At 63.1% G+C, this 15,571-nt stretch carries 13 protein-coding genes; 8 read left to right on the forward strand and 5 right to left on the reverse strand.

The features are described 5' to 3' along the window. From HYPGJ_RS01960 to hemC, 4 genes are all read right to left on the reverse strand, one after another. Window positions 1–1,734, reverse strand: coding sequence for a heme biosynthesis HemY N-terminal domain-containing protein (locus HYPGJ_RS01960; RefSeq protein ID WP_046845617.1), 1,734 nt, complete (start codon window positions 1,732–1,734; stop codon window positions 1–3). 20 nt (window positions 1,735–1,754) lie between these two features. Beyond that, on the reverse strand, window positions 1,755–3,479 hold the full coding sequence (locus tag HYPGJ_RS01965) for a hypothetical protein (protein WP_046845618.1): 1,725 nt from the start codon (window positions 3,477–3,479) through the stop codon (window positions 1,755–1,757). Window positions 3,480–3,600: 121 nt separating this feature from the next. Continuing rightward, a complete protein-coding gene (locus tag HYPGJ_RS01970; RefSeq protein ID WP_046845619.1) occupies window positions 3,601–4,341 on the reverse strand; it encodes a uroporphyrinogen-III synthase in 741 nt (246 codons plus the stop codon). Further along, window positions 4,341–5,273 (reverse strand): hydroxymethylbilane synthase, encoded by a 933-nt coding sequence (gene hemC / locus HYPGJ_RS01975; RefSeq protein ID WP_046845620.1) that lies wholly within the window; start codon window positions 5,271–5,273, stop codon window positions 4,341–4,343. The genes HYPGJ_RS01970 and hemC overlap by 1 nt, the downstream gene beginning before the upstream one ends. A gap of 111 nt (window positions 5,274–5,384) precedes the next feature. Between hemC and tsaD the strand changes: the two genes are divergently transcribed. The 5 genes from tsaD to acs all read left to right on the forward strand — a co-directional run bounded on the left by tsaD (window position 5,385) and on the right by acs (window position 10,963). Next, complete coding sequence (tsaD, locus tag HYPGJ_RS01980) at window positions 5,385–6,488, forward strand: tRNA (adenosine(37)-N6)-threonylcarbamoyltransferase complex transferase subunit TsaD (RefSeq protein ID WP_046845621.1); 1,104 nt, start codon at window positions 5,385–5,387, stop codon at window positions 6,486–6,488. 48 nt (window positions 6,489–6,536) lie between these two features. After that, window positions 6,537–7,547, forward strand: a complete 1,011-nt coding sequence (locus HYPGJ_RS01985) for an NAD(P)H-dependent glycerol-3-phosphate dehydrogenase (protein WP_046845622.1) — start codon at window positions 6,537–6,539, stop codon at window positions 7,545–7,547. Window positions 7,548–7,797: 250 nt separating this feature from the next. Beyond that, window positions 7,798–8,235: an EVE domain-containing protein gene (locus HYPGJ_RS01990; protein ID WP_046845623.1), complete on the forward strand. Its 438-nt coding sequence runs from the start codon at window positions 7,798–7,800 to the stop codon at window positions 8,233–8,235. Beyond that, window positions 8,232–8,903, forward strand: a complete 672-nt coding sequence (locus HYPGJ_RS01995) for a 50S ribosomal protein L11 methyltransferase (protein ID WP_046845624.1) — start codon at window positions 8,232–8,234, stop codon at window positions 8,901–8,903. The genes HYPGJ_RS01990 and HYPGJ_RS01995 overlap by 4 nt, the downstream gene beginning before the upstream one ends. A 110-nt stretch (window positions 8,904–9,013) precedes the next feature. Further along, complete coding sequence (acs, locus tag HYPGJ_RS02000) at window positions 9,014–10,963, forward strand: acetate--CoA ligase (RefSeq protein ID WP_046845625.1); 1,950 nt, start codon at window positions 9,014–9,016, stop codon at window positions 10,961–10,963. Here acs and HYPGJ_RS02005 read toward each other — a convergent pair. Next, complete coding sequence (locus HYPGJ_RS02005; protein ID WP_046845626.1) at window positions 10,960–11,181, reverse strand: DUF1674 domain-containing protein; 222 nt, start codon at window positions 11,179–11,181, stop codon at window positions 10,960–10,962. The genes acs and HYPGJ_RS02005 overlap by 4 nt on opposite strands. A gap of 133 nt (window positions 11,182–11,314) precedes the next feature. Between HYPGJ_RS02005 and htpX the strand changes: the two genes are divergently transcribed. The 3 genes from htpX (at window position 11,315) to HYPGJ_RS02020 (ending at window position 15,506) form a co-directional block, all read left to right on the forward strand. Beyond that, window positions 11,315–12,307: a zinc metalloprotease HtpX gene (gene htpX, locus HYPGJ_RS02010; RefSeq protein WP_046845627.1), complete on the forward strand. Its 993-nt coding sequence runs from the start codon at window positions 11,315–11,317 to the stop codon at window positions 12,305–12,307. A 1-nt stretch (window position 12,308) separates the two neighbouring features. Beyond that, a complete protein-coding gene (locus HYPGJ_RS02015; protein ID WP_052750756.1) occupies window positions 12,309–13,715 on the forward strand; it encodes an RsmB/NOP family class I SAM-dependent RNA methyltransferase in 1,407 nt (468 codons plus the stop codon). An 81-nt stretch (window positions 13,716–13,796) separates the two neighbouring features. After that, window positions 13,797–15,506 (forward strand): heparinase II/III family protein, encoded by a 1,710-nt coding sequence (locus HYPGJ_RS02020; RefSeq protein ID WP_046845628.1) that lies wholly within the window; start codon window positions 13,797–13,799, stop codon window positions 15,504–15,506. Window positions 15,507–15,571 lie beyond the last annotated feature (65 nt).

The raw sequence follows: 15,571 nt of genomic DNA on the forward strand, positions 1-15,571 counted from the left end.
TTAGCTGACCGCCCTGAAACTGCGCCGGGCAATCGGCTGTTCGGGCTCGGGTGCGGGCGGTTCCGTTCCCGGATCGTCGGGTGCGCGCGGCGCGACATAGAGCTTCGAGGTGTCCTTGTGCACGGGCTGAGCGGGACGGACTTCGCGTGCCGCAGCCGTCGCGGGCACATCGGCCGTAGCGGTTAGCTCGGGCGTGGCGGCAGGTTTCGGCGCAACAGCCGGCGCGGCCTGCTCGGCCGGCTTCTCGGGGGCGGTTGCGGTTGGCGCCGCCGGTTTCTTTTCGGGGAGAGGGGCTGGTTTGGCGGTTGCCGTCACGGGCTCGGCGTCGATGACGTCAGCACCCGCTTCAGTGGCGGCCTCGCGGCTCGGGGCTTCGGGGGCCACGGTCGGGGCTTCGATGGCGATCAGTTCTTCGATGCGGCGCGCCAGGATTTCATTTCGCGTCGCGTCGCGCGTCTCGACGGGAACGCGCCACTGGAACGCATCAAGTCTGCCGTCGACCGGCGATGTTGGCTCCCAGTGATCCGAGATGACGCCGTCGGCGATCCATGCCGGATCGCGCGCAGCGTTCATCGCACGCGCCAGCCATTCACGGACGCGGCCCTTATCGCCGTTATCGCCAGCTTCGATGCGGGCCATCAACGTTGCGACGCGCTGCGTCAGACGCTCAGGAAGCAACGGCTCGAGCACGCGGCGGGCTTCGTCGTACATGCGTGCTTCGATCGCGGCGGTCGCCACGGCGATCGGGCTTTCGATGGAATGCGGATTGAGCGCTGCAAGCTGGCGTTCGCGATCGAAGCGGTCGCGCGTGCTGTCGCCAACGCGGGCGTAAGCATAGGCGGACGCGAGATCTGGATGCGGAGATTTTGTCCAGGTCTTCTGCAGGACTTTCGCGGCTTTGGCGGTATTTCCGCGCGACGCCAGGATGCGTCCGGCAATCGCGGCCGCGGGCACGAGATCGGGTGCCAGGGCGTGCGCTTCCATCGCCAGCGTCAGCGCCCGGTCGGGAGAATCCTCTTCGACGTTCTGCGCCTTGGCGGTGAGAAGGACGGCGCGCTTGCGGTCGGCATCGGCTTTGGCGATGTGTCCGTTTTTGCGCGCGTGCTGAAGCGTTTCGAGAGCGCCGGTCCAATCCTTCTGCTTGCACTGCTGTTCGAAGAGCGCCGTCGCCGACCAGCCGAGCTTCGGATTGGCTTTCAGCGCACGGTCGGCGAACTGACGGGCGGCTTCATCGGCACCCTGGTGTTGGGCTTCGAGGAAGAGGCCGCGCAAACCCAGCAGCTCGGTTTCCGGCGACGCCAGCATCGCTTCGTAGATGCGCCGCGCGGTGGCGCGATCGCCGGAGAGTTCCGCCGATTGTGCGCGTAGAAGATGCGTGAGCGGTTCATGTGGCAGCGATTTGCGGGCCTGCAATGCGTAGCGCGATGCGAGGGTGCTGTCGCCGGCGCCGATCGCGATCAGGCCGCTCGAAACGGCATCGAGACCTTTGCGCTGACGCCGCTGTACCAGCCGGCCGCCGATGGCAGCCGGGCTGTTCCAGAGCGCACGAAACACCGACCAGAGAAAGACGATCGAGGCGACGGCCGCCGCGAGAAGCACGACGGCGCGGAACACCGACGTTTCGATGTCGTATCCCTGCCAGGCGATCTGCAGCGTTCCAGGGCGATCGGCGAGCCAGGCCAAGCCTGACGCAATCAATGCGATTGTGACGAGATAGACGACGAGGCGCACCATGACGCAAACCCTTCGCTGGACTAAGGCGCTGACTTGGCTGCGGGCGCGGAGCCCGGAGCAATCGACGATTTGAGCTGTGCTTCGAGCTGGGCGAGCGTGCTGTCAACGCCGACACGCGCGTTCAACCGATCGAGGAAGGGACGGGCTGCGTCCTGCGCCGGTTGCGGCAGGTCTTTCGACAGCTCGAGAACGTCGCCGATACGGCCGTCGTTCAGAGCCACCTGCATGCGGCCAAGCACGGCTTCCGTGCTCTTGTCGTCCGGCTTCAGATCGATACGGCGGACGCGAACCACGGATTTGGCTTCAGCCCACAGGCGGTCGACAACGCCGGAATTCTGAGTGCCGGATTCGGCATCCATCGCAGCATTGGCTGCGGGACGGAATTCAGTCTTGAGCTCGGCGAGCGTCGGTGCGCCGGTGTTCTGCAAGTCTTTCAACGCGCCGAGGTCGAGCGAGTCTCCGGCGGCGCTTTCGATCTCGTTCAGCGGCGCAGCATATTTCTGGCCGCTCTCGATTACGCGTTTCAGGTTCTGCAGTTGAAGCGCGAGAACGACCTGTTCGGCGGTCTTTTTGCGAGCGCTTTCGCTTTGCACGACCTGCTGGATGCTGCTTTCGAGCGATGCGGTGCGCTCGGCGACCGGTGCAACGGCGGCGGCGACGTCGGCGGGTTTGGCGACGTTCGCTTTCAGCGTCTCAAGGGCTGTTGCGACCTGGGTTGCCTGATCCTGAACGGTTCTGAGATCGGCGGCGACGCGGGCGGTCGCGTTCTTGTTGGCATCGACGTTGGCCTCGATGCGCGCGGCATCCGTCTTGAGGTTCGCGACGTCCTTGTCGAGCCGCTGCGTGCCAGCTTGAGCGGTTTCGCCTGCGGCGGTCGCAGCCTGCACCCGGCTGTCAACGTCCTTCGTCACGTTGGCGCGCAAGGCGGCGAGTTGCGTCGGCAGACTGGTTTCGAGATCGACGATTTTCGCGGTCAGACCGGCGAGCTGCTCGATGCGCGTCGGGTTTGGATCGTTGACGCCGGCATCGGCCAGTGCCTTGAGCTTGTCTTCGATTTTACCGACGCGCTCGATAACCTGGGTCGAGCCGCTGTCGGAGGCGGCAGAGGCGAGCGCGGCTTTGGTTTCGGCGACGAGCTGTTTCTGGCTGTCAGTGAGCGCCGGAATCGTTTGCGCGGTTTTCTCGAGATCGGCGACGCGGTTGGTGACGACGGCGAGATCGGACGCCGGAGCATTCTTCGAGACTTTTCGTTCGAGCGCGCCGAGACGTTCGGTCAAAGATGCTGTGTCGTTGGCAAAGCGCGACGACGTCGTTTCGAGGCCGAGTTCCGGGACAACCCATTGCAGGGCCAGGAACGAGAGCACGCCGCCAACGACGCCGGCGACGAGATGGCTGAAGAAGCCGCCGCGCCGTTCGACGACGACTTTCGCGTTGGCCGATTTATCGGTTGTCGAAGGTGCCGGCTTCGCTTGCTCGGACTTTTGGGGTTCGGCTTGCATCCTGGCCTCAGAGTTCGATTGGGGGCGTGCGTTTTCCGACGTCGCGTATGCCGACGCTGCAGCGGGGAAGGGAACTTGCTTATCTGGCGCGGCGCGTGATGCGCTCTTCGACGCCGCGGGCTCAGGGCCTTTCGCAACCGGCGTGATCTTGATCTCGGTCGCTTTCAGGTCGAGCGTTGCATGGGGGCGTTTGGCGGGGGCGCCGGGAGGCGCGCTCGAGCCCTTACTCGATTTGTCGTCTGCCATCAGTACTCACGACTCCGTACGAAACTCGTAACGAATTCCAGGACTTCCAAATCCCTGAAGAGATTTGTCGAGCTTGCTGAACTTTCTGCCGGACCCGGAAATCGCTCCTGCTTGCGCTTTCTTACTCTGCTTCCAGACGCGCTGCGAGACGTTTCAGCACGATAAGTATTTCTTCGTGGTTAGGACGGCTGGCAACTATGGTGGCTTGCGGACCGAGCTTCGATTTCACGACAGTGGCGACGGCTTCAGAAATGCAGACGTAGCTTATGTCTGAAAGATCGTTCGGTTTTGCGGCGACGGGAGCAATTTTCGCCCAGGTTTCCGCCGTTCTGGGCGACATCAAAACGACGACATTGATCGCGCCGTCGCGAAGCGCATCGGCAACCTGTGGCGACAACGTTTCCGCTGCAACAGATCGATAGGCGACGACGCGCCGGATCGCTATGCCGCGTTCGGCAAGAGCAGACGGGACATCGAAGGCCATGCGATCGGCCGAAAGGTAAACGAACGGTCCGCCGCCGGCTTCCGATCGCCGGGTAATTTCTGGAACGAGCTCGGCGCCGGTTCCAGGTCCTTCGAAGATCTCGGTGAACCCCATTTCGCGCGCGAGAGCGGCCGTGCCGGGACCGACGGCAAGCAACGGCCGGGGCAGCGCGCGCGTAAGAGCCGGTGACTTCGCCAGCGCTCTTAAGGCGTTGCGGCTCGTTATGATGAGCGTCGACGTTTCGTCGATGGCTGTCGCGGGAATGTCGTTCGAAACGATGCGGATCAGCGGCTCAAGCGTCACCTTGCAGCCGAGCCGCTCAAGCTCCGCTTTCAGCGTCTCGCCGTCGTCTTTGGGACGCGTGACAAGAACGTGCATCAGGCGCTCGAGCGAACAAGGAGAGCCGGGTCGGCTTTGCTCAGGACTTCGTCGGCTGCAGCGAGGCCGATATCGCGGCTTGTGTTCGCGGCGCCCGAGCGCGAGACGTCATATTTCTGCTGACCGTCGAGGGAAAGAACCTGCCCGCGAAACGACAGCCGTTCGCCGTCGATCGTCGCATGAGCCGCGATCGGCGTCCGGCACGAGCCTTCAAGGCGCGCGAGAAATGCGCGCTCCGCCGTTACTGCGCGTTGCGAGTTCACGTCATTCAACGGTGCGACGAAGGCTTCGGCCTCCTTGTCGCCGGTGCGAATTTCAAGTCCGATCGCTCCCTGTGCGGCGGCGGGCAGCATATCGGCGGACGGAACGATCGCGGTGATCCGGTCGGAAAGTCCAAGGCGGTTTAATCCGGCGACGGCGAGGAACGTCGCCTCGGCAACGCCGTCCTTGAGCTTGCGCAAGCGCGTTTCGACGTTGCCGCGAAAATCGATGACGCTGAGATCGGGGCGGATGCTCAACACTTGCGATTTGCGCCGTAGTGACGAAGTTCCGACGATCGCTCCGATGGGCAGGGCGGAGATGTTGGCGTGCTTCAAAGAGATGAAGGCATCGCGCGGGTCTTCTCGCGGCAGGACCGCGCCAAGGGCGAGCCCGTCCGGCAATTCCGTCTGCATGTCCTTCATGGAATGCACGGCGATGTCGATCTCGCGGGCGAAGAGCGCGTCTTCAATTTCCTTGGTGAACAGACCTTTTCCGCCGATATCGGAGAGCGGGCGGTCGGTCACGCGATCGCCGGTCGTCTTGATGATCGTGATGGATATGGCGTCCTCGGACAGTCCGTGAGCCTTGGCGAGCCGATCGCGGACTTCATGGGCCTGGGCCAGCGCCAACGGCGAGCCACGGGTCCCGATACGAATGCGGGCAGCTTGCAAAGAGGTTTCTCCGGATGCTAGGCGGGGCACTCGGCCCGCAGGCCAATTCGGGCGCCATTAATGCTCCAAAGGAACGCGAATTCCAACCTCGCCCAACAAGAACTTAACGAGATGATGCCGCACGCCGATTCCGCTCAAGGTTCTTCACTCGTACTCGGCATCGAGACGAGCTGCGACGAAACGGCCGTGGCCGTCGTCGAGCGGCGTGCGGACGGGCAGGGGCGCATTCTTTCCAACGTCGTCTTATCGCAATTCGACAAGCACGCGATCTACGGCGGCGTGGTTCCGGAAATTGCGGCGCGCGCCCATACCGATTGCCTGGACCGGCTGGTGCAGGTCGCCTTGGCGGAAGCTAAAATCGGGTTCTCCGATCTTTCCGGCATTGCCGCCGCATCGGGGCCGGGACTTATCGGTGGCCTCATCGTCGGGGCGACGACGGGCAAGGCGCTGGCGCTTGCGACGGGGAAACCGTTTCTCGCGATCAACCATCTCGAGGCGCACGCGCTGACCGTCGGTTTGACCGACGGCGTTCGGCCACCCTACCTGATGCTTCTCGTCTCAGGCGGGCATACGCAACTGCTGCTGGTCGAGGATGTCGGCCGCTATCGCAGGCTTGCGACGACGATCGACGATGCGCTGGGTGAAGCCTACGACAAGACGGCTAAGCTTTTGGGACTGCCGATGCCGGGCGGTCCGTCCGTCGAAAAGGCGGCGCTCAGCGGCAATCCCAAGCGGTTCGATCTGCCGCGTCCGATGGCCGGGCGCGAGGACCCTCATTTTTCATTCGCTGGATTGAAAACGGCGGTCCGGCATGCGGCGGCGAAGATCGCGCCGCTGTCGGCAACGGATGTCGCCGATCTTTGTGCGTCGTTCCAGGCGGCGGTTTGCGAAAGCGTTGCGGATCGCGTGCGGCGTGCGATGCGGGTTGCTCTGTCGTCGCTTCCCGAAGATCGGCGAAAACCGTTTGTCGTTGCCGGCGGCGTGGCGGCGAACAAGGTTCTGCGTGCGGCGCTTGTCGGCGTGTCGGAGGATTTCGGCTTCACGTTTCATGCGCCGCCATTGGGACTATGTACCGACAATGGTGCGATGATCGCCTGGGCCGGGGCGGAACGCCTGGCGCTCGGTCTTGCCGACGGATTGCAGGCGCCGGTTCGGCCGCGCTGGCCGCTCGATCCCGACGCCGTCAAAGCAACAGGTGCGGGAGTCAAAGCATAAGTCTGACGCACGCGTCATCGTAGCGTGCTAAGCTTTGGCGGCATCGGAGTGGGGGACGCGTTTTTGCAATTGCGATCGATCAGCATCATCGGCGGAGGCGCGTGGGGAACAGCGCTCGCACAGACGCTTTCGTACAACGATGCGAACGTGACGCTCTGGGCGCGCGAGCCTGAAATCGTCGAAGATATCAATGCCCGTCACGTCAATCGCGTGTTTCTGCCGGGCGTGGATCTCAACGTATCCATCCGCGCGACGGGCGATCTCGCGAAGGTTGCGGCGGCGGATGCGATCCTCGCCGTTGCTCCGGCGCAGCATTTGCGTGCCGTGCTCTCCGATCTGGCGCGGCACCTGCCGAATGGCGTGCCGATCGTCATCTGTTCGAAGGGGATCGAACAGGCGACTGGCAAGTTCATGGGCGACGTGCTCGAAGAGGTCGTGCCGCAGGCGACGCGCGCCGTGCTGTCCGGCCCGAGCTTCGCCGCCGACGTCGCGCGAGGATTGCCGTCCGCGTTGACGCTTGCCTGCCGCAACGAAGCGGTCGGACGTGCGCTGACAGCGTCGCTGTCGTCCCGGCAGATGCGGCTCTACTGGTCGAGCGATGTGCTCGGTGCCGAACTCGGCGGCTCCGTCAAGAACGTGTTGGCGATTGCAGCCGGGATCGTCGAAGGGCGCGGACTGGGGACCAGCGCGCATGCGGCGATCGTCACCCGCGGTTTCGCCGAACTGCGCCGCTTCGGAGACGTGATGGGCGCGCGGCCCGAAACGCTGCTTGGCTTGTCGGGCCTTGGCGATCTCATTCTGACGTGCGGCAGCGCGCAGTCACGCAATATGTCGCTCGGACGAGGTTTGGGCGAGGGGCGCACGCTTTCGGAAATCCTCGGGGGGCGTTCGGCCGTCACGGAAGGCGTATACACGGCGGCAGCGCTCGTCGGCCTGGCGCGCAGCAAGGCTGTCGAGATGCCGATCGCGGAGGCCGTGCATGAAATCATCGAGGGGCGGCTTGGCGTCGACGAGGCCATCGCCGGACTGATGCAGCGTCCACTCAAGGCCGAGGACTGAGGACGTCGCAGCGGCGCTGTAACGGGTGGCGACGCCTTTACCGAATCTCAAGACAGTTTCGACAATGTGGCCTCAACGGCGGCCGCGACCCCTGAGGTCCAGGCCCCACGCTGAAGAAGCGTCTCCTGTCGTGTCGCGTCCAAGGACCCCATGCTCGTCGAGCGTGGGGTCTTTGATTTTTGGGCACGGGTTGAGCGGCCTCCCGTTTCACGCTACGCAACGCGTCGATGCTTTGCAAAGGCCCCCTAGCATGCCCGCTTACTGGCTATTGAAATCGGAGCCCGACGCGTTTTCGTGGGACGAGCTCGTATCGCGCGGTGCGAAGGGCGAATCCTGGGATGGCGTGCGCAACTATCAGGCGCGCAACAACATGCGCGCGATGAAGGTCGGCGATCTCGGTTTTTTCTATCATTCGAATGAGGGGAAGAACGTCGTCGGTATTTGCCGCATCATCGCGCTGGCGCATCCGGAGGCGAAAGACGAAACCGGAAAATGGGAGTGTGTCGACGTTGCCGCCGTCGCACCGGTGCCGAACCCGGTGACGCTCGAAGCGATAAAAGCCAATCCGAAGCTCGGCGGCATGGTGCTGGTCAACAATTCGCGCCTCTCGGTGCAGCCCGTTTCCGCCGATGAGTGGAAAGAAGTCTGCCGCATGGGCGGGGTCGAGCAACGGAAGCTCAAGGTGTGAGCAGCGAACGTCTCGATCGCGCTGACCCACAATCGCTCGCGAATTTCATCAAAGCGAACACCGAATTGCTGGCGCCGCCTCTGGTGCCGGAAATCCTGCTGCATCTGGCCGCGGAGTCGCTGCCGATCTGGCAAAAGACGGAAGAACAGCTCGGCGAAATGAACGTGCCGCCGCCTTATTGGGCTTTCGCCTGGGCCGGCGGGCAGGCCGTGGCGCGCTATCTGCTCGACACCCCGGATATCTGCCGGGGCCTTCCCGTGCTCGACCTTGGATCAGGTTCCGGCATCTCCGCGATAGCGGCCGCCAAAACCGGAGCCCAGCACGTTCTCGCCGCCGACATCGACGCCCTGGCGCTTGCTGCGTGCGGCCTCAACGGTAAGGCTAATAACGTTCATTTCGACGTCACGGAGGCCGATCTTCTGGCGCGGCCTGGACCTAAGGAAGGCGTCGTCATCGTCGGCGATCTCTTCTATGAACGCGAGCTTGCCGATCGGGTGCTGGGCTTCATAGATTCCGCAAAATTGGCGGGATGCACGGTCCTCATCGGCGACCCGCAACGGAGCTATTTCCCGCGCGGACGCTTCGAAAAACTTATTGAATACCAGGTGCCCGTAACGCGCGAACTCGAAGATGCGGAAATCAAGCGGTCGGCCGTCTGGCGTGCCTGACGGTTGCGTTGCGGTCCTACCTTCGAGCATGTTGTGGCGGGCGGATTGTCGCATCATAATGACCAAACTAATGGCCGCATCCCAGACGGCTAGCCGGAGGAACGTTCGAAATGTCCGACAAAGTTTATCCCGTTCCCGCCGAGTGGGCGGAACGCGCGTACATCAACGCCGATCAGTACCGGGAATTGTATGAGCGGTCCGTCTCCGATCCCGAGGGGTTCTGGTCGGACGCCGGCAAGAGGCTCGAGTGGATCAAGCCTTACAGCCGCGCCAAGAACACCTCGTTCCAACCCGGCAACGTCGACATCCGCTGGTTCGAGGACGGTACGCTCAACGTCTCCGCGAACTGCATCGACCGGCATCTGGCAACACGCGGCGATCAGGTGGCGATCATTTGGGAAGGCGACAACCCGAACGAAAGCGAGACGATCACCTACCGGCAACTCTCCGAGCGCGTGCAGCGGTTCGCGAACGTGCTCAAGAAGCACGGCGTCAAGAAGGGTGACCGCGTCACGATCTATCTGCCGATGATTCCGGAAGCGGCTTATGCCATGCTCGCCTGCACGCGCATCGGCGCGGTGCATTCGATTGTTTTCGGCGGCTTCTCGCCGGACAGCTTGCAGAACCGCGTCGAAGATGCGGAATCGACGGTCATCATCACCGCGGATGAAGGTCTGCGCGGCGGCAAACCCGTTCCTCTGAAAAAGAATGCCGATGCCGCTCTCGCCAAATGTACAGGCGACAAAAAAATGCTCGTCGTGCGCCGCACCGGCAATCCGGTGGCATGGACTCCGGGCCGGGATCTTTGGCTGCACGAGGAACTCGAATCCGTTTCGCCCGAATGCCCGCCGGAAGAAATGGGGGCGGAAGATCCGCTGTTCGTTCTTTATACGTCAGGATCGACGGGCAAGCCGAAGGGCGTGGTGCATACGACCGGCGGCTATCTGCTTTATGCGTCGATGACGCACCAGTACGTTTTCGACTACCACGATGGCGACATCTACTGGTGCACCGCCGATGTCGGCTGGGTGACGGGTCATACCTACATCGTGTACGGGCCGCTTGCGAACGGCGCGACGTCGCTGATGTTCGAAGGCGTTCCGACATATCCGAGCGCATCGCGCTTCTGGGACGTTGTCGACAAGTGGAAGGTGTCGATTTTCTACACGGCGCCGACGGCGATCCGCTCGCTGATGGGCGCGGGCGATGATCTCGTCAAACGCTCGAGCCGTTCCTCGCTTCGCCTTCTCGGGTCGGTCGGCGAGCCGATCAATCCTGAGGCGTGGGAGTGGTATTACAATGTCGTTGGTGAAGGCCGTTGCCCGATCGTCGATACGTGGTGGCAGACGGAAACCGGCGGCATCATGATTTCGCCGTTGCCCGGCGCGACCGACTTGAAGCCGGGGTCCGGGACGAAACCGTTCTTCGGCGTGCAGCCGGCGCTGGTCGACGACAAGGGGCAATTGCTCGAGGGCGAAGCGCAGGGCAACCTCGTTATTCTCGATAGCTGGCCCGGCCAGTCGCGCACGATCTACAAAGATCACGATCGTTTCGAAAAGACGTACTTCTCGGCCTATCCCGGAATGTACTTCAGCGGCGACGGCTGCCGGCGCGATGCCGACGGCTATTACTGGATCACCGGCCGCGTCGACGACGTCATCAACGTTTCCGGTCATCGCATGGGAACGGCGGAAGTCGAAAGCGCGCTGGTCTCGCATCCCAAGGTGGCGGAAGCCGCGGTCGTCGGGTATCCGCACGATCTCAAGGGACAGGGCATTTACTGCTACATCACGCTCATCATTGGCGAGAACGGCGACGACGGCCTGAAGAAAGATCTTGTCGCGCACGTGCGCCGTGAAATCGGGCCGATCGCGTCTCCGGATCTCATCCAGTTTTCGCCGGGTCTGCCGAAAACGCGATCGGGCAAGATCATGCGCCGCATTCTGCGCAAGATCGCCGAGGATGATTTTGGAAATCTCGGAGATACCTCGACGCTTGCCGATCCGGCGGTCGTCGACGAACTGATCACGAACCGGCAGAACAAGCGCGGTGCAGCCTAGAAGTCCGACGCGATGCCGCCCGTTTCCCAATCGCCGAAACGGGTCGGCTCGGGTCCTGAACGGCCACCGACTTCGGTCGGTCGTGTTTGATTGGCGGCCTGCTGGCGGCGTGCTTCGGCCTCCGCCAGCGCCCGTTGCGCCTCCGGAGTGAGCGGCCGGGCTTCGCCATTCGGCTCTGAAGCTTCAGCGTTCTTTTCTCGATCGGGATCGGTGTTCACGACAGCGGCACCTTGATTTATGGCCGGAGGGCGGCTCCTTCAGGCCTTTATACGATCTTGACGGGACCATATATATGCTGCGGTCGGCCGCATGATGGCCGGTGGTCGCTTATGGGATCCGTCACGAATGCCGATGAACTATGCCAGGACAGCGCTTCTTCTCGCTGTGCTCACCGCGATTTTCGTGGCGCTCGGCGCTGCCGTCGGCGGTAAGTCCGGTCTGGTCTTCGCCTTCTTCGCGGCGATGGTCATGAACGCGTTCAGCCTGTGGAAGTCCGACACGGCCGTGTTGCGCATGTTCAATGCGCAGGAGGTCGACGACCGGTCGGCGCCCGAATACGTTCAGCTCGTTCGTGATCTCGCGAAACGGGCCGGGCTGCCGATGCCGCGCGTCTATGTGATGAACAATCCGCAGCCCAATGCATTCGCGACCGGACGCAACCCATCGAACGCAGCGGTCTGCGCATCGACGGGGCTGCTCGAAACTTTGAACCGCGACGAGCTTGCGGGTGTCATGGCGCACGAGCTTTCGCACATCAAAAATCGCGATACGCTGACGATGGCTGTCGCGGCGACGATCGGCGGCGCGGTGTCGATGTTCGCGCAGTACCTGCAATTCGGAATGCTGTTCGGCGGCGGACGCAGCGATGAGCGCGGCGGACTTGGTGTCATCGGTACGCTGGCGGCGGTGATCATCGCGCCGATGGCGGCCGGCCTCGTGCAGATGGCCATCAGCCGCTCGCGCGAATATCAGGCCGATCGCATGGGCGCGATGATTTGCGGAAATCCGCTTTGGCTTGCCTCGGCGCTCAGAAAGATCGACCGCTCGGCGCGGCGCGTTGAAAATCCGGAAGCGGAAGCCGTTCCGGCGGCGGCGCACATGTTCATCATCAATCCGCTCAACGGGCATGGCGTCGACAATCTTTTCTCGACGCATCCGAACGTGGAGAACCGGATCGCAGCGCTTGAGGCGATGGCCCGCGAGATGGGCGTGACGTCGGCTGCGGCTCGTGGCGAAGCCGAGCCGACAGACTGGGACGCGATGCCCAATGCGTCGGACGACAGCCGCGGCGAAGTCTGGATCGGCGGACAGAAGTACACGAAACCTCCGAGCCCGTGGGGTTGACGTGTCGAAGGCCGTGACGAACGACCGTGGCGCCCGGTATGGCAAGCGCCCTCCAGCGCGTCAGCGAAGCGCGCCGAATCCGTCTGCACCGCCGTCCAGCGCGGATGGCTTGCTAGCGCGCGACGTCGCCGTTTCGGCGCTGTTCTCGGTGCTGATCGAGAAGCGGCCGTTCGACGATGTATTTGCGAAAGCCGCGGCGGCGCGAAATCTGGTGGCACGTGACCGCGCGTTTGCGCGGCTGATTGCGACGACGGTCCTGCGCAATCGCGGTTCGCTGCAAGCCGTGCTTCGGACGTATCTTGAAAAGCCATTGCCCGAGCATCTTGGGCGGCTGGAGCAAATCCTGCTCGCAGCGGCTGCGCAGCTTTTGCTGATCAAAACGCCGCCGCACGCGGCCATTTCGCTCGCGGTCGATCAGTGTCGCGCGGATCGCATCGGTAAGCGGTTCGGTAATCTCGCCAACGCCGTGTTGCGGCGGCTGAGCGAAAGCGGCAGCGGACGTCTGGCATCGCTCGACAACGTCATGCTGACGTTTCCGGACTGGCTGATTGACCGGTGGAGCCGCACGTATGGCGTCGCCGAGGCCCGGCAAATCGCGCGCGCTTCGCTCTCGGAGCCGCCGCTCGACATTACCGTCAAATCCGACGCCGACACGTGGGCATCGTGCCTCAATGGCGTTGCGTTGCCGACAGGATCTATCCGCTGCTCGCATGTCGGACGCATCGAAGAGCTTGACGGCTACAATGACGGCGCATGGTGGGTTCAGGACGCCGCCGCCGCGCTGCCGGTGAAGCTTCTTGGTGACGTGAGTGGGCTCTCGGTTCTCGATCTTTGCGCTGCGCCCGGCGGCAAGACGGCGCAACTTGCGGCGGGCGGCGCGCGCGTCCTCGCCGTCGATAAATCAGCGGGTCGATTGGCGCGTCTGCAGGAAAATTTGCAGCGCCTCGGTCTCTCGGCGGAGATTTCGGTTGCGGACGCGCAAAGCTTCAGCAGCGAGACGGCGTTCGATGTCGTGCTGCTCGATGCTCCGTGTACCGCAACGGGCACGATCCGGCGCCATCCGGATATTCTTTATCTGAAGCGGCCCGAGGATGTCGCGGCGCTTGCGGCCTTGCAAGCCAAGCTGTTGCGGCAGGCGGCGAGTCTCGTGAAGTCCGGCGGCACGCTGCTGTACTGCACATGCTCGCTCGAACCGGAAGAAGGCGAGGAACAGATCGCGGCGTTTCTGTCCGAGCATCGCGATTTTCGGCGGCGGCCGATCGCCCTCGACGAGACGGTCATCCCGCTGCTGTGGCGGACGGCCGACGGCGATCTCCGGACGCTGCCCTCGTATTTTTCAGAATTTCCCGACGGACTTCGCGGCCTCGACGGCTTCTATGCGGCGATGCTGGTCAAGGCCGATTGTTAACGGATACCTGAGCGCTGCGCCTTGTTTTCGCGCCGGTGCAAGGCTAGTTCGGAAGACATCACGCGTCAGTCAGGGAACCGCATGGCGAGTCTCAACGTCACGGAGCGTTTGAAAATACGCTCGCTGTCGGTCGAGCGGCTGCGGCGGCGGGCTTTGACGCGGACGCTATCGTCACCGATTTTTCGCTGGCGCTATGCGGGAGCCGGCGCGGATCAGATCCTCATTGTGCCGCAGGAATTGCGTGCGGCCGATCCGAGTTTCTGGAGCGAAGTTGCGCACGGTCACTTCGGCCTCGCTTCGCAAATCGCGGACCTTAAGGGTGCGTCGCCGTTTCGCGTCAAGCCTCCGAGCCCGGCCTGGGCACGCGAGCTGCACGGTTTCGGCTGGCTTCGCCATCTCGCGGCAACGGAAGAAGAGGAAGCAGCGGCAGCAGCGCGCGACCTCGTGCTCGATTGGATTTCGCTACGCAATGCGGCGAGCGGGATCGCTTATGAACCGGAGATCGTCGGACGCCGGCTGATTTCCTGGATCGCGCAAGCGGGCATGCTGCTCGAAGATCTCGATGCGCGGTCTTATTCGGCGGTAATGTCGAACATCGGTCAGCAGATCGTTACGCTCAAAGCGACATGGCGGAGCGCGCCGGATGGAATTCCGCGCCTGACCTGCCTCATCGCGCTGGTGCTTTCCGATCTCGCGGTTTCCGGTCACGACCGGCAGCTCAAGGACGCGCAAGAGTCTCTCATCGAGGAACTGCAGCGGCAAATCCTGGAGGACGGCGGGCACGTGAGCCGCAGTGCCAGCGTGCTCGCGGATCTGATCCTCGATTTGCTGCCGCTTGGTCAGTGCTTCCATTCGCGAGGACGGCAACCGCCTGAAGAAATCAGCGCGTCGGTCAAGAAATCCCTGGGCTTCCTGCGCTTCATGCGTCTTGGCGACGGCATGCTGGCGCGCTTCAATGGCGTCAGCACGGGCTCGCCTGCGACGGTCGCAACTGTGCTCGGATATTCGGGAGCGGATCTCGAATTGCCGTCTGCGGCGCAGGCGTCCGGTTACGCCCGTCTCGAGCGTGGAGATACGACGATCGTTGTCGATGTCGGCTCGCCGCCGCCGCTCGAAATGGCGACGGAAGCGCAAGCCGGCGCACTCTCGTTCGAAATGTCGTCGCGGCAATATCTGGTGCTGGCGAATGGCGGGTTTCCGGGTCCTGCCGATCAAAGCTGGGTGTCTGCCGCGCGCGCGACGGCGAGCCACAACACGCTCGCGCTTGCGGAAACATCGTCGTCGCGCCTTGTGCGTCATCCGCAGCTCGAGGCGATGATCGGGGGAATGCCGATCAAAGGTCCGGACAATGTGTTTTCGGCGTCCGGCGAAAAGGACGGACAGATCTTTATCGATACCAGCCACGATGGCTATCTGAAGCGCTTCGGGCTGATCCATTCGCGCCGTCTGTCGCTATCTGCCGACGGCAATACGCTCGAGGGCGTCGATGCGCTGAGGCCGCCGAAAGGGCAGCTTCGGCTCAAGACCGATTTACCTTACGCGATCCATTTTCATCTGCATCCCGATTGCCGCTGCACGCTCGACGAGCCGAGCCTCTGCCGCGTGAAGCTCCCGGATGGACGCATCTGGATGTTCAGCGCCAAGGGCTCGACGCTGACGATCGAGGAAAGCATTTTCTATGTCGATAGCGCGGGCCCGAGGCCGTCGCTGCAGATCGTGCTGCGCGGAACGACGTTCGGCGAAACCGACGTTCACTGGTCGATGCGTTGCGAGCCTGACATGCTCGGCTGATCGGTCGAATTTGCCGGTATACGCGGCACAATCGCGCGTTTCACTTTGAGTAGGATGGCCTTGCG

This window comes from Hyphomicrobium sp. GJ21 (assembly GCF_001006785.1).
Taxonomy (GTDB): Bacteria; Pseudomonadota; Alphaproteobacteria; order Rhizobiales; family Hyphomicrobiaceae; genus Hyphomicrobium_B.

Excerpts from the sequence above, each read along its gene's own strand:
- HYPGJ_RS01970 (WP_046845619.1), bottom strand. The coding sequence starts at position 4,341 with ATGCACGTTCTTGTCACGCGTCCCAAAGACGACGGCGAGACGCTGAAA.
- htpX (WP_046845627.1), top strand. The coding sequence starts at position 11,315 with ATGAACTATGCCAGGACAGCGCTTCTTCTCGCTGTGCTCACCGCGATT.
- tsaD (WP_046845621.1), top strand. The coding sequence starts at position 5,385 with ATGATGCCGCACGCCGATTCCGCTCAAGGTTCTTCACTCGTACTCGGC.
- acs (WP_046845625.1), top strand. The coding sequence starts at position 9,014 with ATGTCCGACAAAGTTTATCCCGTTCCCGCCGAGTGGGCGGAACGCGCG.
- HYPGJ_RS01960 (WP_046845617.1), bottom strand. The coding sequence starts at position 1,734 with ATGGTGCGCCTCGTCGTCTATCTCGTCACAATCGCATTGATTGCGTCA.
- HYPGJ_RS01965 (WP_046845618.1), bottom strand. The coding sequence starts at position 3,479 with ATGGCAGACGACAAATCGAGTAAGGGCTCGAGCGCGCCTCCCGGCGCC.
- HYPGJ_RS02020 (WP_046845628.1), top strand. The coding sequence starts at position 13,797 with ATGGCGAGTCTCAACGTCACGGAGCGTTTGAAAATACGCTCGCTGTCG.
- HYPGJ_RS01990 (WP_046845623.1), top strand. The coding sequence starts at position 7,798 with ATGCCCGCTTACTGGCTATTGAAATCGGAGCCCGACGCGTTTTCGTGG.